The organism is Brucella haematophila (assembly GCF_005938105.1).
In the GTDB taxonomy this organism is placed as follows: domain Bacteria; phylum Pseudomonadota; class Alphaproteobacteria; order Rhizobiales; family Rhizobiaceae; genus Brucella; species Brucella haematophila.
The window spans coordinates 205044-221698 of record NZ_VCPE01000005.1 but is presented as its reverse complement, the minus strand read 5'-3'; the positions used below and the strand labels follow the sequence as shown (position 1 = coordinate 221698).

Genomic DNA, 16655 nt, shown 5'->3' with positions numbered 1-16655 from the left:
TCCTCCCCTTCAGCCGATGCGGCCCAGAAGCGCGTGACGGACACGCTGGGTGATGAGATCGATCGCGACAATCGTCACAATGATCAGCAGCAGAATGGCCCTGACATCGCTGTAGTAAAACTGCCGGATTGAGGTGAGCAGTTCCTGACCGATGCCACCTGCCCCGACAAAGCCCATGACGGACGCGCCGCGCACATTGATTTCAAAGCGAAGCAGCCCGTAAGAGGCGAAATTGGCCGCGACCTGCGGCAGCACGGCAAAACGGATGACCTGAAGGCCGGAACCGCCCGACGCCCGAATGCCTTCGACGGGCCGCATATCGATGTTTTCGACCACTTCCGAAAACAGTTTGCCGAGCGCGCCGGTTGTGTGAAGCATCAGAGCCAGCACACCGGCCATTGGTCCGAGACCGAATGCAATGACGAACAGCAAGGCGAACACGATTTCAGGTACGGTCCGCAGCAGTTCCAGTCCGCGCCGGACGATGAAGCGCACTGTCGAATTGGGCGCCATATTGGAGGAAGCCGCGAATGAAGCGGCAAAAGCAATCGTCGCGCCGATCAGCGTCGCAAGATAGGCGATCAGCAGCGTCTCGAAGAGCATTTTGAGCCAGCCGCCAATATTCCAGTACCACGCGGCCATGTCGCCCCAGAAATTGGCGATGGTCAGGTCCGGCAGAATGCGGCCGAGATAACTCGTAAAACGAAAGAGATTTTCAACCAGTGTGCCCAGCCGAACATCGGCAACAACAGAGGCAGCTATGGCGATAACAACCAGAGCGAGGAGGAAACCGATCCCGTAAAGGCGTCGTTTCCCGACTTCCCTGCGATACTCGGCGAGCAGGCCCTTGGAACCGCTGCCGTCGAGAGAGGATATCGTCATGCGAGATTCCCTAACAAAAATGCCCGAAGCGTTTGCGGCTTCGGGCATTTCGATTGTTCTACGGATTAGGACTTGCGTGCCTTGTCGTTGAACTTCAGCATCTCGATGATCGGTTCATAATCCTTGGCTCCGGTCGCCACGAATTCCTGGTCCTTGCCATCGGAAAGGGCGTCAAAGCCAGCCTTGTCCTTCTTCGGCATTTCAAGGAAAGCCTGCTTGATGTCAGCCTTCAGCTGGTCAGGCAGCGTGCTGAGCACAGCAAACGGGCCTTCCGGCAGGAAGTCCGACTTGAAGATGATGCGGAAATCATCCTTGGTCAGTGCCTTGCCGTCTGCATCCTTGAGAACGCCGCGGCTGATCATGCGGGTCAGGTTGGAATCGTTTTCCGAATTCCAGGAGTTGGCGGCAGCGTCAGCGGTGCCCTGAGCGAGCGCCAGAACAGCATTTTCGTGGCTGCCGGCAAAGAAGTTCTTACCGAAGAACGTGTCGACGCTATAGCCATCGCGGTTCAGGAAGTAGCGCGGCGCATTGTTGCCCGATGTGGAGTTCGGGTCGACGAGCGCGATGCTCTTGCCCTTCAGGTCTTCCATTTTCTGGTAAGGGCTGTTGGCGCGGACATAAACGACCGAATAATAGCCGTTGACGCCGGTATCGTGGCGCTGGTTGACGAGCGGCGTGGTTTCAACGCCGGTCATGACGGCGCGGGCAAAGGAAGCCGGGCCGTAGAAAGCGATCTGGATATTGCCAGCGCGCTGGCCTTCGATGACGGCGGCGTAGTCGTTTGCAACGCGCAGCGTAACCTTGGTGCCGAGTTCCTTGCCGAGATAAGCGGCGAGCGGTGCATAACGGTCGCTGGTGGTCGAGGCGTTTTCAGCCGGGATAACACCCAGAACGATTTCCGGATAATCCTTGCTCCAGTCAGCTGCCTGGGCATTGTAAGACATCATGGGGACGGACATGGTAGCGGTGAGCGCAACAGCCGCCAGAAATGTTCTACGGTTAAGCATAAGTCTCTCCTGTTAATCCTGAGTTTGGAGCGAGTTTTTTTCCGGAGCTTTGTCGCTCAGGCGGAAATCTGGCGCAGTGCGGCTTCTGCCGACTGCGGAACCGGTGCAGGCATCGCATCGACCGTGTCGACGCTATCGACAACGTCGTCGGCTTCCATGCCGTAAAGATCGCGTGATGCCATATCAGTGAGCATCGATGGTGTACCGCGGAACACAACCTTGCCAGCGGACATGCCGACGAGGCGGTCGCAATAGCTGCGTGCGATATCGAGTGAATGCAGATTGCAGAGAACCGTGATGCCGTATTCGCGATTGATGCGGCGCAGGGCATCCATGACGCTGCGCGTATTACGCGGATCAAGTGATGCAATCGGTTCATCGGCTAGGATAATGCGTGGCTGCTGAACAAGTGCGCGGGCAATAGCCACGCGCTGCTGCTGGCCACCGGAAAGCTCATCGGCGCGGTGAGCGGCCAGATGGGCGATATCGAACTGCTGCAAGGCGGACAGCGCGATCAGGCGTTCTTCATCACTCCAGATACGCAAGAGCGACTTCGGCGTCGAAACGTAATTGAGACGCCCCATCAGAACATTGGTCAGGACGTCGAGACGGTCGACCAGATTGAAATGCTGAAAAATCATCGCGCATTGCGCGCGCCAGTCGCGAAGCCCTGAGCCCTTCAGCCCGGTAACATCGCGCCCATCCCAATGAATAGTACCCTCGGACGGCTCGACGAGGCGGTTGATCATACGCAGAAGCGTCGATTTACCCGCGCCCGAACGCCCGATAATCCCCACAAACGTGCCGGGCTCGATCTCGAGGTCAACCCCCGAAACCGCCACCTTGTCATTATAGCGGCGCGTTACGTTTTTCAGTTGAAGCATGAATTCATCTCCATTCATGCTCACTCTGAATTGCTTCCATGACACTGCAATGAAAGCATCGTGACGTTTGTGTAAATTTACACGTCACTCGAACTTTATCAATTAAGCTATTGTTTTTCCTTGCACTTTAATCAGGTGGCGAATGAACGCATCAGTGGATTCAATGACATCGCCGGAATTGTCTATTATGACAACATCGCCAGCCCCATCATCGAAGCTCACTTCGCGTGAAAGTCGCAAGGCGATTTCTTCCCGGCTCTCGCGCCCACGACTTGCCAGCCGCTCGGCCAACACCTCTGGACGAGCGCTGATGACAACCACCGAACGCGACGGATAGAGCTTGCGCATGTCATCCAGAACGCGGCGTGAGAGGTTGGCGATCACCACGGTTCCGCCATCGATGAGCGTATCGAGCGATCTTGGCAGACCATAATCCAGGCCGTGAGCACGCCAATGCAGCGCGAAAGCGCCCTCGCCTGCGGCCTTCGCAAAAGCCGCTTCATCCATGCTGTCGTGATCTTCGGTTCCCGGCATTTGCGGACGCGTGACGATGCGGCGCACAAAGTGAAATCGCGCATCGCCTGCAAGGGCCATGCGCGCGCCATCCATGATCGTATCCTTGCCGGCCCCACTGGGGCCGACAACGGCAACGAAACAGCCTTTCGGCTGGATATTCTCCATACGCATCAGAGCACCCGCTCGCCTTCACGCCAGACGGTGCGGACCACCGGGATCGCACTTCTGGTGCGTGCTCGTACCAGATCGGCGCGCTTGCCGACAGCAATTTCGCCACGATCATCCATACGCATTGCATCGGCCGGGTTTTTGCTAACGAGACGAATAGCTTCAGGCAGCCCAATCGGACGCTCGCCGGAGGCAAGCCCGAAAGCCGATTGGATCAGGCTGAACGGGATGTAATCCGACGATAGAATATCGAGGCTGCCATTATCCACCAGATCGCGGGCGGCGATATTGCCGGAATGCGAGCCGCCGCGCACGATATTCGGCGCGCCCATCAAGATGGACAGGCCTGCCCCCTTGGATGCCGAAGCCGCTTCCAGCGTGGTTGGAAATTCCGCAATCCGGACGCCGTGATCAAGCGATTCATCCACATGGGCGCTGGTGGCGTCGTCGTGGCTTGCCAACACGATGCCGCGTGCACCTGACAAATCGGCAATCGCCCGGCGATGCTTGGCCGAATAGGCGTCGGAGTCCGCCATGCGCTTTTCGCAATGCAAACGAAACTCTTCATCATTGAGTTTCAGCTTGCGCATGTAATAGGTGCGATAGGTTTCGACCTCTGCGAACTGACGCTGTCCCGGTGCATGGTCCATCAGCGAAGCCAGCTTCACCCGATCATCGTTTTCAAACAGTGCAAAGCCTTCAAGGCAGTCGGCTGCGGAAACTTCGCAACGCAGATGCAGGAAATGGTCGGCGCGCAAGCGGTTTTCGCGCACGCCGCTTTCAATAGCATCCGCCAGCAGACGCATATCCTTGCCAACGAAGTCGCGATCATAATCGGAACCGACCCGCATCGCATCGAAGACAGTGGTGATGCCCGATGCGGCAACCTGCGCGTCGTGGGCCTGAACGGCGGCATCCACGTTCCAGCGCACCTTGGGGCGCGGCGCATAATGCGATTCCAGCTGGTCGGTATGGAGTTCGATCAGGCCAGGAATGACATAATCGCCGTCCATATCCTCGCCGCCATTCACGTTACCCTGATCAATAGCGGCGATCTTACCGTCGCGGATCAGGATGGAACCGGAAACGACTTCGTCGGCAAGCACGATACGCGCATTTTTGAGAACGATTTCATTAGCCATGAGAAAGCTCTTTCATGACCGCCTCGGTATTGGCGGCAGTTTCATATTTCGAGAGAAAAGTTTCTATATCGAGCGCGCGGAAATCATCGAGCGCGCCGCGCAGACGTTCATGGCTCCAGTCCCACCAGGCCAACCGGTCAAGACGATTGCCCGTTGCCGCGTCAAAGCGTTCGCGGATGAGACGCGCCGGTACACCGCCGACGATCGTATAAGGCGCAACATCCTTGCTGACGACAGCGCCGGCACCGATCACAGCACCGTTGCCCACGGTGACGCCCGGCAGAATGGTCGAGCCGTGACCAAGCCAGGTGTCATGGCCGATTTTCACCGCATTGCCGCGACGCCAGTCGAAGAACTCAGCCTCATTCTCCGCATCCGACCAATAATCGCCTGCGCGATAGGTGAAATGATGCAGGGTCGGACGCCAGGTCGGATGATTGGTGGCATTGATGCGAACATGGCTGGCGATGTTGGAGAATTTGCCGATCTCCGCGCACCAGATTTCGCAATCGATGCCGAGATAGGAGTAATCATCCAGCACGGTTTCGGAAAGTCGGCTACGCGCGCCGACTTCCGTGTAGCGGCCAAGCTTGCTGCCGCTGACATCTGCCGTTTCGTGAACGAGCGGTTCGACCGAGAGCTTGGTCATGCTGCTGCCCTCGGCGAAAAGGCAGTGACGTCGATAATGCGGTCGGCCACTTCCTCACGCACATCCTCGTCGTGGAAAATGCCAAGCATCGCAACGCCTTCGGCCTTCTTGGCCTTGATCAGATCGACCACAACCGCACGGTTCTTCGCATCGAGCGAAGCCGTTGGTTCGTCCAGCAGCAATACCGGATGATCGGTGATGAAACCGCGAGCGATGTTGACGCGCTGTTGCTCGCCACCGGAAAAGGTTGCAGGCGGCAGAGCCCAAAGCCGTTCCGGCAGGTTGAGCTTGGCTAGTAATTCCCGGGCGCGGTCCAGCGCCATGTCGTGGTCGGCGCCGCGAGCGATCAAAGGTTCGGCCACGACATCAATCGCCGCCACGCGCGGCAGTGTGCGCAGAAACTGGCTGACATAGCCAATCGTGTCACGACGAACGCCAAGCACTTCGCGGGGATCAGCCTTGGCCAGATCGACAGCGCGACCCGCATGACGGATCAGGATGGAGCCGCCATTCACGGCATAATTGCCGTAGACCATTTTCAGGATCGAGCTTTTGCCCGCGCCTGAGGGACCGCCCAGCACGGCGCATTCACCGGCATTGAGTTCAAAATTCACGCCATGCACGACCGGCAGTTCGATGCCGCCCTGCAAATGCATGGTGAAGGTTTTGGTTACGCCGGATACGACCAGTGGCGGCACGACCTGCGAAACGGATGTTTGCAACATAGACATTTTTCACCTCACGCATGAAGTTCCGCCATTTTGGGAAGAACATGCGATAAATATCTGTTTTAATTGATCTATACCTGCAAGATCGATGATACGAGCAACTGCGTATAAGGCGCTTGCGGGTCATCCAGCACGCGATCCGTCAGCCCTTGCTCGACAATATGACCGTCTTTCATGACCATGATGCGGTGCGACAGAAGCCGCGCTACGGCCAGATCATGCGTCACTATGATGACTGAAAGTCCCAGATCGTTGACAAGCCCGCGCAACAGATCGAGCAGACGCGCCTGCACCGAAACATCGAGACCGCCGGTCGGCTCGTCCATGAACACCAGTCGCGGTGCGGTGACGAGATTGCGAGCAATCTGCAAACGCTGACGCATACCGCCGGAAAAAGCGCGTGGCTGATCGTCGATACGGTCGGATGCGATTTCCACGCGGCCAAGCCACTCGGTTGCCGTGGAGCGGATGTTGCCATAGTGGCGTTCACCCACGGCCATCAGGCGCTCGCCGACATTGGCGCCAGCCGAAACCGTCATGCGCAGACCATCAGCGGGGTTCTGGTGAACAAAGCCCCAATCCGTTCGCATCAGGAAGCGACGCTCGGCCTCACCGATCTTGTACAGATCGCGGAATTCGCCATCGCGCATCCGGTATTCAACGGTGCCAGATGTCGGTTCCAGACGGGTCGCAAGGCTGTTGAGCAGCGTCGTCTTGCCCGAGCCGGATTCCCCGACAATGGCCAGAACTTCGCCCGGCCAAAGATTGAAGGAGATATCCTCGCAGCCACGGCGGCTGCCGTAGAACTTCGAAAGGCTGTTCACTCTCAGCAGAGGTTCGTCACTCATCTTACTGTTTCCTTGGCTGAGGCCTCGTTATTAGCGGCCAGATGACCGAAATGGCCTTTTGCCTGACGGTCTTCGCAATAATCGGTGTCCGAGCACACGAATATCGAGCCGCCGCGATCATCCAGCACGACTTCATCCAGATAGACGCCCCTTGCGCCGCATAGCGCACAAGGTTCCTTGAACTTCTGCACTTCAAACGGATGATCCTCGAAATCGAGGCTCACGACCTGTGTGTATGGCGGCACTGCATAAATGCGCTTTTCGCGACCCGCGCCGAACAGTTGCAAGGCAGGCGACATATGCATTTTCGGATTGTCGAATTTCGGCGTCGGCGATGGCGCCATCACGTAGCGACCTTCGATCATCACCGGATAGTCATAAGTCTTGGCGATCTGGCCGTGACGCGCAATATCCTCATAGAGCTTTACATGCATGAGGCCATATTCGGCGAGCGCGTGCATCTTGCGCGTTTCCGTTTCGCGGGGTTCCAGAAAGCGCAGTGGTTCCGGGATCGGCACCTGATAGACGATCACCTGCCCTTCGGTCAGCGGATATTCCGGAATACGGTGGCGCGTCTGGATGATCGTCGCCTCGCCAGTGCTGGTCGTCACGGCCACATCAGCGGTCTTCTGGAAGAACGCCCGGATTGAAACGGCGTTGGTCGTGTCGTCTGCGCCCTGATCGATAACCTTCAGCACATCGTCCGGCCCAAGAATGGAAGCCGTCACCTGCACGCCGCCCGTGCCCCAGCCATAAGGCATCGGCATTTCGCGGCTGGCAAAAGGCACCTGATAACCGGGCACCGCAATGGCCTTCAATATGGCGCGGCGGATCATTCGCTTCGTCTGTTCGTCCAGATAGGCGAAATTGTAATTGGCCAGATCGCTCATTCTGCGGCCTCCTTCGCTTGGCCGTCCATTGTGCCTTCAGCCTCGCTCTGCGTTTTCTCATATTCCGCACGCATGCTGCGGATGAGTTCGAGTTCAGCCTGAAAGTCGACGTAATGCGGCAGTTTCAGATGCTCTACGAAGCCGGTCGACTGCACATTGTCCGAGTGGGAAATGACAAATTCCTCATCCTGTGCGGGCGCGGTCACATCTGTATCGAATTCACGAACCCGCAAGGCGCGGTCACAGAGCGACATGGACATGGCCTTGCGCTCACTCTGGCCGAACACCAGACCATAGCCGCGTGTGAATTGCGGTGGCTGCTTTGCTGAACCCTTGAACTGGTTGATCATCTGGCATTCGGTCAATTGCACCCGGCCAAGCGAGACGGCAAAGCCCAGCTCAGGCACGTCGAATTCGACCTCCACTTCACCAATGCGAATTTCTCCGACGAAAGGATGGGTGTTGCCATAGCCGCGCTGGGTGGAATAGCCGAGTGCGAGAAGGAAGCCTTCATCGCCACGCGCCAGCGCCTGCAAGCGCAGATCGCGTTCCATCGGGAATGTCCACGGCTCGCGCGTCAGATCGCCCGGCTCGTGACCTTCCGGCAGAGAACCATCGTCCTCGATCATGCCGTTCACACCGAGGATATCGGTGACGCGAGGCGTCTCTTCTTTCTCGGTTTCACGTGCTTCAGGCTCCGGTACTGCAACGTCGCCAGCCAGATCCGGATCGAGAAGACGGTGGGTGTAGTCGAAAGTTGGACCAAGCAACTGGCCGCCCGGAAGATCCTTATAGGTCGCAGAGATGCGTCGCTCGATCAGCATCTGCCCGGTTTCCATCGGGCGGGAATAGCCAAAGCGCGGCAATGTGGTGCGATAAGCGCGCACGAGGAAAATGGCCTCGATCAGATCGCCTCGCGACTGGCGCACGGCAAGCGCGGCCAGCTCGCGATCATAGAGCGAACCTTCCGCCATCACGCGATCTACGGCCAGCGCAAGCTGTTCGACAATCTGATCCAGACGCAGCGCAGGCACCGCACGATCACCCCGGCGGCGATCATCGAGAAGTCGGTGGGCGTTACGGATGGCTGTTTCGCCACCCTTTACGGCAACATACATGTTCAGCCCTCCAGTTTGGTTATGCGCGTGGTGCGCGGAAATGCGATGACAGCACCGTCGCTCACCAGGACCAGATCGACACCGAGCGGAAATTGCGCGCCGTTGTCGCGCCATTGCGCAACGAAGTCCTGCGGAAGACCGTCGATGTGAACTTCTCGCTCACCGTCAATACCCGGACCTTTCAGAACAAGGCCCTGCCCGCTTTCAAACGACTTGACTGCCAGAACCACGGTTGTCGAGCGATCAGGAAACTCCGGCTGCCCTTGCGAGAATTCTGCCAATGCTGGTAACAGCGAAGCATCGGTAACCAATGCGAATTGCGCGGAAGTCGAGCCGTCCGCCTGCGGTGCGCCGGTTTGAAAGGTCAGCCAGGCTGTAGCGTCTGCATTGGCTGCAATGGCGCGGTCGCACCAGACGGTGGCGTCGTGGTCGAGCAAGGTGGCAGCGATGACGCCCAGTTCCGGTGTCAGTGGCAGCGGCGGCGTTGCCGCACGCGCCAGAGCATAAATGCGGCCCGGATTGGCCATCGCATGCATGACTGCGTGAAATGCCGATTGGGCGTCCGTGACAGGATTAGCAAGACCGCCTTCAAAGGCCGGAGAAGAATGGGGTGAAGAATGAAGCATCAATTGTCTCCCCGAACCATGGTGAAGAAATCAACTTTGGTGGCAGCAGCTTCGTTGCGCAGCTTTGCGTCGGCCTGCTCCAGCCGGTTGCGCAACACGTCGAGGACCTGACGTTCCACCGCATCGCGTCGCGCTTCGTCAATCCAGAGCGCATCAAACAGAGCGGCCAGTCGCGCCTTTTCCTGATCGCGACCGAGCGCATAGGAATGCCCGACCGAACCATCGGCCAGACGCACCGTTGCGCGGGTCACCGTCGCCTCACCAACATTGAACGGCGCGCCGCCGCCGCCGATACGGCCGCGCAGCATCACCAGTCCGGTTTCTGGACCACGGAGAATTTCAAAATCGGGCTTGTCCGACCATTCCTGCCAGAAAGCTTTCAGCTCTTCGCCGCTCGCCTGCGCAAGTGTTGCCATGCTGGCCTGACGTGCAGCCTGCATCGCATCAAGCGCCGTGCCGTTTCCGGATTTGTCATTGCTGGCCGAGGCGTGGATCCCACCGGCAGCAGTGCCATTGCCTGCCTTGGGCTCTGTCGTTTGCATGAGCTTTTCCGCCCTGTTTCAATCCTGTTGACTTGCTTCGCATATTTGTCTATTTATCTAGACAACCATACAATAACAGAATTATTACCCCCTGCCAATGACAGGACGATGACAGTTGATGACAAAGACCAAACGAATTGAACGAAACAGCGGTGTGGCGATCTGGCGGCAGATTGCCGACGAAATACGCGGCGACATCATGGCCGGAAAACTTCAGTCCGGTGCACGTATGCCTGCCGAGATGGAACTGGCGGATCGCTTCGGTGTCAACCGTCATACGGTACGCAGCGCCATCGCGGCACTGACACAGGAAGGCGTTCTCCGCGCTGAACAGGGCCGCGGCACATTTGTCGCCAATGCCAAACGCCTGACCTATCAGATCGGGCAGCGCACCCGTATTTCTCAATCGCTGGGCACGCAGGCCAGTGAAGTCAAAGGCATATTGCTCAGCAGTGAAACCGAGGCGGCAACTGCTGACATAGCCGACGCCCTGGGCATCGCTGTCGGCAGCGAAGTCACAAAACTTGAAACGGCACACAGTGCGGATGGACGCCCGGTGTCGCGCGCAACGCATTGGGTGGATGCGGCGCGCTTTCCCGATTTTGCCGCTGACTATGCTGAAAACGGATCCATTACCTGGGCGCTCCGGAAAGCAGGTATCGAGGATTATTTCCGTAAATCGACAACCATATCCGCCCAACATGCAGATTCAGATGATTTGAAACATCTGAAGCTTTCACCAGGGGCCATTGTGCTGATGGCACGTGCCATCAATGTCGACACAGATGGTCACCCGATCCAGTATTCGCTGACCCGCTTTTCTGCTGACCGTATGGAGTTTTCAATCGAGACCTACTAAGCCAAAAAATTAATAATGATATTATTAATCAAAAAGATAACAAGAATATATGATATTCTGATTTAACAAGCCGCCTAGCCAAAATGAAACGGGCGCTTAAAGCGCCCGTTAAACTCATCAGAATGGAATTTCGTCGTCGAGATCGCGGGAGAAACCACCGCCGCCGCCCGAAGAAGACGGGCCGGACGAACCGAAATCGCCACCGCCGGAATAATCCGACATCTGGTTGCGTCCACCGCCGCTGCTGCCACGGTCAAACGAACGGCCCTGATCGCCGCCTTCGCCACGGCTGTCGAGCATCTGAAGCTCGCCACGGAACTTCTGCAGCACAACTTCCGTCGAATAACGGTCATTGCCGTTCTGGTCCTGCCATTTACGGGTCTGGAGCGCGCCTTCGATATAAACCTTGGCGCCCTTCTTCAGATATTGTTCTGCGACCTTGGCAAGGTTTTCGTTGAAAATAACAACGCTGTGCCACTCGGTGCGGTCCTTGCGTTCGCCAGACTGGCGATCACGCCAGCTTTCCGATGTCGCAATACGCAGATTGGCAACCACATCGCCTGAGTTCAGACGACGAATTTCCGGATCGGCACCGAGATTGCCGACCAGAATGACCTTATTGACGCTACCAGCCATCGAAAATCCACTCCGGGTCTCATTCGCGTCTCTTCGGATATTTCTACCCCGACAAGAGCGCTTACCAAAAGAAGGATCAGGCGCATGAATTGCGCCATCACCTGAAACTCATTCATTTACCTTACAGGACTGACGCGTGGAGCGCTCAATTCCAGTACAGCGAAATGCCAATGTCCACAGAGTTTATGTTCTTGTTTTGTTCAAAATGCAAGCTTTTGCATCATCAAAAACTCATCTCTCACAATTTTTAGAAAACTGTGCGGCTAAATTTATGCGGCTTTTTGAGTTGCAAAACCAGTCGCTGCCCGGCCAAAACCCGACCAACTTCACACCAAACATCACGACAAGAAAAAGCCCCGCCGCTCACTGTTTCTTTGGCGCGCGGGGCTTGGGGTTTGAGCGAAGCTCATATGTCGGCATTAATTCGTCGACAAAATCTTTCGGAATTCGAAGGCGCGCGGCCATTCGTTTTCCGCGCATATATAAATTGTCGGCAATCGAACTTCTTATCAACGATGCATGGTTCCTTGCGAAAGAATGCATCCGCGACCAAGATCGACTGTGCTTTCATCTGTGTGAAAGCTAGGCAGTGTAGTCAGGTGGACTCATGCTCCTTTACCTCCCTACCGGATTTTCCCGCTTCCTGCGAACCTCTTGCCGATATCGCGTCATCCCTCCGCAATACCTCTCCGCTAGCAGCGAGTAATGAAAGTGTGCTCCTGTCAGGAGTGACAGTCAACGCTCTTGCGTTCACATTTCGTATCGCCTATCAGAAGGCTGGTTGTTCGATATTTGTTCCGGTGCTACAAGAGCGCAAATTAGGATGACCTAACCCCTTCTTCTTTGGAGGGCGTCGCCCCATATTACGGGATTGGCACGGCAGCATCATAGCCGAAGCCAGTCTATCCATGGCATCACGAAGCAGGCAGGACGCGGAATGAGCGATCAGAAATTCATTTCCATACGTGGCGCGCGCGAGCACAATCTTAAAAATGTCGATCTGGATTTGCCACGCGACAAGCTGATCGTCATGACGGGCCTTTCCGGTTCGGGCAAGTCGTCGCTTGCCTTCGACACCATCTATGCAGAAGGCCAGCGCCGCTATGTGGAAAGCCTCTCTGCCTATGCGCGCCAGTTTCTGGAAATGATGCAGAAGCCGGATGTGGACCAGATCGACGGTCTGTCGCCCGCCATTTCCATCGAACAGAAGACGACCAGCCGCAATCCGCGCTCGACCGTCGGCACTGTTACGGAAATCTACGACTATATGCGCCTTCTTTTCGCGCGTGTGGGCGTGCCTTATTCGCCGGCGACCGGTCTCCCCATCGAAAGCCAGACCGTCAGCCAGATGGTCGATCGCATCATTGCGCTGGAAGAAGGCACCCGTCTGTACATTCTGGCGCCGATCGTGCGCGGGCGTAAAGGTGAGTACAAGAAAGAGCTGGCAGAGCTTCTGAAGAAGGGTTTTCAGCGCGTCAAGGTCGACGGCACTTTCTACGAGATTGCCGATGTTCCGGCACTCGACAAGAAATACAAGCACGATATCGATGTGGTGGTAGACCGCGTCGTCGTGCGCCCTGACCTCACCTCGCGCCTTGCGGACAGTCTCGAAACCTGTCTGAAACTCGCCGAAGGTCTGGCTGTCGCAGAATTCGCAGACAAGCCGCTGCCGCCCGAAGAAACGGCGGAAGGTGGCGCAGCCAACAAGTCAGCCAACGAGACCCACGAACGCATTCTGTTCTCGGAAAAATTCGCCTGCCCGGTTTCCGGCTTCACGATTCCCGAAATCGAGCCGCGCCTGTTCTCGTTCAACAATCCCTTTGGCGCCTGCCCGACCTGCGATGGTCTCGGCACGCAGCAAGCCATCGATCCGAACCTTATTGTTCCCGATGAAAGCGCAGTGCTGAAAGATGGAGCGATTGCGCCTTGGGCGCGTTCATCCTCGCCATATTATAATCAGACGCTGGAAGCGCTGGGCAAGGCCTATGGCTTCAAGGTCGGCACCCGCTGGTCTGACCTGTCCAAAGAATCGCAGCGCGCCATTCTTTACGGCACAGATGGCAAGGAAATCACCTTCCAGTATGACGACGGCCTGCGTTCTTATCAGACCACCAAGCCTTTCGAAGGCGTCATTCCAAATCTCGAACGTCGCTGGAAGGAAACCGATTCTGCCTGGTCGCGTGAAGAGATTGAACGTTTCATGTCTTCGACGCCCTGCCCGGCGTGCAATGGCTATCGCCTGAAACCGGAAGCGCTGGCCGTGAAAATCGGCATGAAGCATATCGGTGAAATCACTGAAATGTCGATCCGCAAGGCTGATGCCTGGTTCCGCGACGTTGATGGCAGCTTTAACGATAAGCAGCGGGAAATTGCAGCGCGCATCCTCAAGGAAATCCGCGAGCGTCTGCAGTTCCTCAACGATGTCGGTCTCGATTATCTGACATTGGCGCGCAATTCCGGCACACTTTCCGGTGGCGAAAGTCAGCGTATCCGCCTCGCCTCCCAGATCGGTTCCGGTCTGACTGGCGTTCTCTATGTGCTGGACGAACCGTCCATCGGCCTGCATCAGCGCGACAATGCCCGCCTACTGGACACGCTTCGCCATCTGCGCGATCTCGGCAATACGGTCATCGTGGTGGAGCATGACGAAGACGCGATCCTGACAGCTGATTATGTGGTTGATATCGGCCCGGCAGCCGGTGTCCACGGCGGCAAGGTGATCGCACAGGGCACGCCGAAAGACGTGATGTCCAATACCAACTCGCTGACCGGAAAATATCTGTCGGGTGTCATGGAAGTCGCCGTTCCGTCGGAACGCCGCAAGATTTCCAAGACCAAGCGCATCCGTGTTGTTGGCGCACGCGGCAACAATCTGAAAAATGTCTCGGCGGATATTCCGCTCGGTACTTTCACGGCAGTGACAGGCGTTTCGGGCGGTGGCAAGTCCACCTTCCTGATCGAAACGCTGTTCAAGGCTGCTTCGCGCCGCATCATGGGCTCGCGTGAGCATCCGGCGGAACATGACCGCATCGAGGGACTAGAGTTTCTCGACAAGGTGATCGATATCGACCAGTCGCCGATTGGACGCACGCCGCGCTCCAATCCGGCAACCTATACCGGTGCTTTCACGCCAATCCGCGATTGGTTCGCCGGTCTGCCGGAAGCCAAGGCGCGTGGCTATCAGCCAGGTCGCTTCTCCTTCAACGTGAAGGGCGGACGCTGCGAAGCCTGTCAGGGCGACGGTGTCATCAAGATCGAAATGCACTTCCTGCCGGACGTGTATGTGACCTGTGATGTCTGCCACGGCAAGCGCTACAATCGTGAAACGCTGGAAGTGCTGTTCAAGGGCAAGTCCATCGCCGATGTGCTGGATATGACCGTTGAAGAAGGCGCGGAATTCTTCTCTGCTGTGCCTGCCGTGCGCGATAAGCTGGAAACGCTCGTCAAGGTTGGCCTCGGCTATATCAAGGTCGGGCAGCAGGCGACGACGCTTTCGGGCGGCGAAGCGCAGCGTGTGAAGCTCGCGAAGGAACTGTCGCGCCGCGCAACCGGACGCACGCTCTATATCCTCGACGAGCCAACCACTGGCCTTCATTTCCACGATGTGGCGAAGCTGCTGGAAGTGCTGCATGAGCTGGTCGAACAGGGCAATACGGTGGTGGTTATCGAGCACAATCTCGAAGTCATCAAGACTGCCGACTGGGTAATCGACCTTGGCCCTGAAGGCGGTGACGGCGGCGGTGAAATCGTAGCTGTGGGGCGCCCGGAAGATATCGTGAAGGAAAAGCGCTCTTACACCGGCCATTTCCTCAAGGAACTGCTGGAGCGACGCCCCAAGCGGAACTCAGAGGCTGCGGAGTAAGCTGGTACAATTTGCTGGGATAAATTAGCTATTGCCACAAAATCCATTGATAATGCCTGCTGATGTAAATCAGCAGGCACCCTGTCTATTTGTCATCATGTCTGGTTTTTTTACTGCCACAGGTGAGATAAGGTGTAAATAAGCTCGTCAATAGGAATAGACATGCGACATTGTATTCTTCGTCTCGTCGTCGGGCCGGTTCTGGCGTTTACTACTACGCCGGTTTTTGCTGAAACAGCCAATATTCTTGATCGTTACAAAGCCACCTTAGAAACACTGGTGGGTGATCTCGCGAATCCTGAAGCGTATCGTGAGAAAATTCTCGATGGTCTGAATGGCGATTGGTTCGCTATCAGCGAACTGGATCCAAATGAAAATGACCCAGCAAAACTTGCTCTGTTTTGCACGCCCTCAAGCCTTGGAAGAGTAGCTATCAGGGTTCTCAACCCATATTCATTCGAAGCAACGACAGCACCCGCCAGCAAAAATCCGTCATCTACCATTTATACAGCCCGCTCAGAAAACCAGTTCGGTTCCTACACCGATATTCAGCCGCTTATTCGCAGGTTGGGGCTTACTGACGGCGACACGGTTCCCTTCGTAGAACAAAGAATGATATCTGCGATATTGAAGAACAGTAATGGCGTTGTGACCGTTACGCGTCCGTACAACGATATGCTGCTCATTCGTTTTTCAGACAACCGGATTTTGATTCTGGCACGATGTTTACCGCAAGATGTTCAGTGATAGAACAGAGATAGACCAGCCAACCCAGATTTGCTCACTACGGTATACGAAAAAAGCCCGGACGAGCCGGGCCTTCTCGACAGCCGCTCGCGTTCATCACGCAGCGACCGAAATCTTACCTTCACACACAAATGCTTCGAAAAGCCTGCCGGCTTTCCGAGATCATGCATTAGCCGTTGACGGCATCCTTCAGGCCCTTGCCGGCCGAGAACTTCGGCACGTTGCGAGCCGGAATAGCAACTTCCTTGCCGGTCGACGGATTGCGGCCGGTCGAAGCTGCACGGTGCGAAACGGAGAAAACGCCGAAGCCTGGCAGGCGGACTTCTTCACCAGCCTTCAGTGCGCCGGTGACAGCAGCGAGCACAGCGTCAACAGCCGTACCGGCATCAGCCTTCGTCAAACCGCCCTTTTCCGCGACTGCGGCAACCAATTCGTTCTTGTTCATTGGCATTTCCTTTCTTTACCTACCGGAACGGATAACGTGACCGGATTGGGCGGAGTTTATTCGAAACGCTCGCCAAACCAAGCCTGTCAATGTCAAAAAAGCCCGG

The 16655-nt window shown here is 56.5% G+C and carries 18 protein-coding genes and 1 pseudogene; 5 read left to right on the top strand and 14 right to left on the bottom strand.

Going from position 1 to position 16655, the window contains the following annotated elements; translation table 11 throughout:
• Positions 1 to 9: 9 nt before the first annotated feature.
• From phnE to phnG, 12 genes are all read right to left on the bottom strand, one after another.
• A complete protein-coding gene (phnE, locus tag FGI60_RS10470; RefSeq protein WP_138785116.1) occupies positions 10 to 882 on the bottom strand; it encodes a phosphonate ABC transporter, permease protein PhnE in 873 nt (290 codons plus the stop codon).
• A 65-nt stretch (positions 883 to 947) separates the two neighbouring features.
• A complete protein-coding gene (gene phnD, locus FGI60_RS10465) occupies positions 948 to 1889 on the bottom strand; it encodes a phosphonate ABC transporter substrate-binding protein (protein ID WP_138785115.1) in 942 nt (313 codons plus the stop codon).
• Positions 1890 to 1945: 56 nt separating this feature from the next.
• A complete protein-coding gene (gene phnC / locus FGI60_RS10460; RefSeq protein ID WP_138785114.1) occupies positions 1946 to 2773 on the bottom strand; it encodes a phosphonate ABC transporter ATP-binding protein in 828 nt (275 codons plus the stop codon).
• Between the two features lie 102 nt (positions 2774 to 2875).
• On the bottom strand, positions 2876 to 3454 hold the full coding sequence (gene phnN / locus FGI60_RS10455; protein ID WP_138785194.1) for a phosphonate metabolism protein/1,5-bisphosphokinase (PRPP-forming) PhnN: 579 nt from the start codon (positions 3452 to 3454) through the stop codon (positions 2876 to 2878).
• Positions 3455 to 3459: 5 nt separating this feature from the next.
• A complete protein-coding gene (locus tag FGI60_RS10450; protein WP_078338608.1) occupies positions 3460 to 4599 on the bottom strand; it encodes an alpha-D-ribose 1-methylphosphonate 5-triphosphate diphosphatase in 1140 nt (379 codons plus the stop codon).
• Positions 4592 to 5248 (bottom strand): DapH/DapD/GlmU-related protein, encoded by a 657-nt coding sequence (locus FGI60_RS10445; RefSeq protein WP_138785113.1) that lies wholly within the window; start codon positions 5246 to 5248, stop codon positions 4592 to 4594. Before FGI60_RS10445 ends, FGI60_RS10450 begins: the two co-directional genes overlap by 8 nt.
• Positions 5245 to 5979: a phosphonate C-P lyase system protein PhnL gene (phnL, locus tag FGI60_RS10440; RefSeq protein WP_138785112.1), complete on the bottom strand. Its 735-nt coding sequence runs from the start codon at positions 5977 to 5979 to the stop codon at positions 5245 to 5247. Before phnL ends, FGI60_RS10445 begins: the two co-directional genes overlap by 4 nt.
• 68 nt (positions 5980 to 6047) lie before the next feature.
• Positions 6048 to 6824 carry a phosphonate C-P lyase system protein PhnK gene (phnK, locus tag FGI60_RS10435; protein ID WP_113533564.1) on the bottom strand — a complete coding sequence of 259 codons (777 nt, stop codon included), beginning with the start codon at positions 6822 to 6824 and terminating at the stop codon, positions 6048 to 6050.
• Positions 6821 to 7714: an alpha-D-ribose 1-methylphosphonate 5-phosphate C-P-lyase PhnJ gene (locus tag FGI60_RS10430; protein ID WP_138785111.1), complete on the bottom strand. Its 894-nt coding sequence runs from the start codon at positions 7712 to 7714 to the stop codon at positions 6821 to 6823. The genes phnK and FGI60_RS10430 overlap by 4 nt, the downstream gene beginning before the upstream one ends.
• A complete protein-coding gene (locus FGI60_RS10425) occupies positions 7711 to 8832 on the bottom strand; it encodes a carbon-phosphorus lyase complex subunit PhnI (protein WP_138785110.1) in 1122 nt (373 codons plus the stop codon). Before FGI60_RS10425 ends, FGI60_RS10430 begins: the two co-directional genes overlap by 4 nt.
• Before the next feature lie 2 nt (positions 8833 to 8834).
• Positions 8835 to 9458 carry a phosphonate C-P lyase system protein PhnH gene (phnH, locus tag FGI60_RS10420; RefSeq protein ID WP_138785109.1) on the bottom strand — a complete coding sequence of 208 codons (624 nt, stop codon included), beginning with the start codon at positions 9456 to 9458 and terminating at the stop codon, positions 8835 to 8837.
• Positions 9458 to 9898, bottom strand: a complete 441-nt coding sequence (gene phnG / locus FGI60_RS10415) for a phosphonate C-P lyase system protein PhnG (RefSeq protein ID WP_171058752.1) — start codon at positions 9896 to 9898, stop codon at positions 9458 to 9460. Before phnG ends, phnH begins: the two co-directional genes overlap by 1 nt.
• A 217-nt stretch (positions 9899 to 10115) precedes the next feature.
• On the opposite strand from phnG, the gene phnF reads away from it, so the two are divergent.
• The gene (phnF, locus tag FGI60_RS10410) at positions 10116 to 10859 is read left to right on the top strand and encodes a phosphonate metabolism transcriptional regulator PhnF (RefSeq protein WP_171058746.1); all 744 of its coding nucleotides are present in this window, start codon (positions 10116 to 10118) and stop codon (positions 10857 to 10859) included.
• A 117-nt stretch (positions 10860 to 10976) separates the two neighbouring features.
• Here phnF and ssb read toward each other — a convergent pair whose 3' ends face one another.
• The gene (gene ssb, locus FGI60_RS10405) at positions 10977 to 11495 is read right to left on the bottom strand and encodes a single-stranded DNA-binding protein (protein WP_138785106.1); all 519 of its coding nucleotides are present in this window, start codon (positions 11493 to 11495) and stop codon (positions 10977 to 10979) included.
• 136 nt (positions 11496 to 11631) lie between these two features.
• Here ssb and FGI60_RS10400 point away from each other — a divergent pair, with 136 nt between their 5' ends.
• The 4 genes and pseudogenes from FGI60_RS10400 (at position 11632) to FGI60_RS10385 (ending at position 16104) form a co-directional block, all read left to right on the top strand.
• Positions 11632 to 12081 carry a hypothetical protein gene (locus tag FGI60_RS10400; protein ID WP_138785105.1) on the top strand — a complete coding sequence of 150 codons (450 nt, stop codon included), beginning with the start codon at positions 11632 to 11634 and terminating at the stop codon, positions 12079 to 12081.
• A gap of 44 nt (positions 12082 to 12125) precedes the next feature.
• Positions 12126 to 12322, top strand: a pseudogene (locus FGI60_RS10395) (hypothetical protein).
• Positions 12323 to 12432: 110 nt separating this feature from the next.
• Positions 12433 to 15357 carry an excinuclease ABC subunit UvrA gene (gene uvrA, locus FGI60_RS10390; RefSeq protein ID WP_138785104.1) on the top strand — a complete coding sequence of 975 codons (2925 nt, stop codon included), beginning with the start codon at positions 12433 to 12435 and terminating at the stop codon, positions 15355 to 15357.
• Between the two features lie 162 nt (positions 15358 to 15519).
• Entirely contained in the window at positions 15520 to 16104 is a 585-nt protein-coding gene (locus tag FGI60_RS10385) for a hypothetical protein (RefSeq protein ID WP_138785103.1), read from the top strand.
• Between the two features lie 169 nt (positions 16105 to 16273).
• Here the strand turns inward: FGI60_RS10385 and FGI60_RS10380 are convergent, their stop codons facing one another.
• A complete protein-coding gene (locus FGI60_RS10380) occupies positions 16274 to 16549 on the bottom strand; it encodes an HU family DNA-binding protein (protein ID WP_006470422.1) in 276 nt (91 codons plus the stop codon).
• Between the last annotated feature and the right edge of the window lie 106 nt (positions 16550 to 16655).

Excerpts from the sequence above, each read along its gene's own strand:
- FGI60_RS10380 (WP_006470422.1), bottom strand. The coding sequence starts at position 16,549 with ATGAACAAGAACGAATTGGTTGCCGCAGTCGCGGAAAAGGGCGGTTTG.
- phnG (WP_171058752.1), bottom strand. The coding sequence starts at position 9,898 with ATGCAGGCTGCACGTCAGGCCAGCATGGCAACACTTGCGCAGGCGAGC.
- phnK (WP_113533564.1), bottom strand. The coding sequence starts at position 6,824 with ATGAGTGACGAACCTCTGCTGAGAGTGAACAGCCTTTCGAAGTTCTAC.
- phnD (WP_138785115.1), bottom strand. The coding sequence starts at position 1,889 with ATGCTTAACCGTAGAACATTTCTGGCGGCTGTTGCGCTCACCGCTACC.
- ssb (WP_138785106.1), bottom strand. The coding sequence starts at position 11,495 with ATGGCTGGTAGCGTCAATAAGGTCATTCTGGTCGGCAATCTCGGTGCC.
- FGI60_RS10445 (WP_138785113.1), bottom strand. The coding sequence starts at position 5,248 with ATGACCAAGCTCTCGGTCGAACCGCTCGTTCACGAAACGGCAGATGTC.
- FGI60_RS10450 (WP_078338608.1), bottom strand. The coding sequence starts at position 4,599 with ATGGCTAATGAAATCGTTCTCAAAAATGCGCGTATCGTGCTTGCCGAC.
- phnL (WP_138785112.1), bottom strand. The coding sequence starts at position 5,979 with ATGTCTATGTTGCAAACATCCGTTTCGCAGGTCGTGCCGCCACTGGTC.
- phnH (WP_138785109.1), bottom strand. The coding sequence starts at position 9,458 with ATGCTTCATTCTTCACCCCATTCTTCTCCGGCCTTTGAAGGCGGTCTT.
- FGI60_RS10425 (WP_138785110.1), bottom strand. The coding sequence starts at position 8,832 with ATGTATGTTGCCGTAAAGGGTGGCGAAACAGCCATCCGTAACGCCCAC.
- phnN (WP_138785194.1), bottom strand. The coding sequence starts at position 3,454 with ATGGAGAATATCCAGCCGAAAGGCTGTTTCGTTGCCGTTGTCGGCCCC.
- uvrA (WP_138785104.1), top strand. The coding sequence starts at position 12,433 with ATGAGCGATCAGAAATTCATTTCCATACGTGGCGCGCGCGAGCACAAT.
- phnE (WP_138785116.1), bottom strand. The coding sequence starts at position 882 with ATGACGATATCCTCTCTCGACGGCAGCGGTTCCAAGGGCCTGCTCGCC.
- phnC (WP_138785114.1), bottom strand. The coding sequence starts at position 2,773 with ATGCTTCAACTGAAAAACGTAACGCGCCGCTATAATGACAAGGTGGCG.
- FGI60_RS10385 (WP_138785103.1), top strand. The coding sequence starts at position 15,520 with ATGCGACATTGTATTCTTCGTCTCGTCGTCGGGCCGGTTCTGGCGTTT.
- FGI60_RS10430 (WP_138785111.1), bottom strand. The coding sequence starts at position 7,714 with ATGAGCGATCTGGCCAATTACAATTTCGCCTATCTGGACGAACAGACG.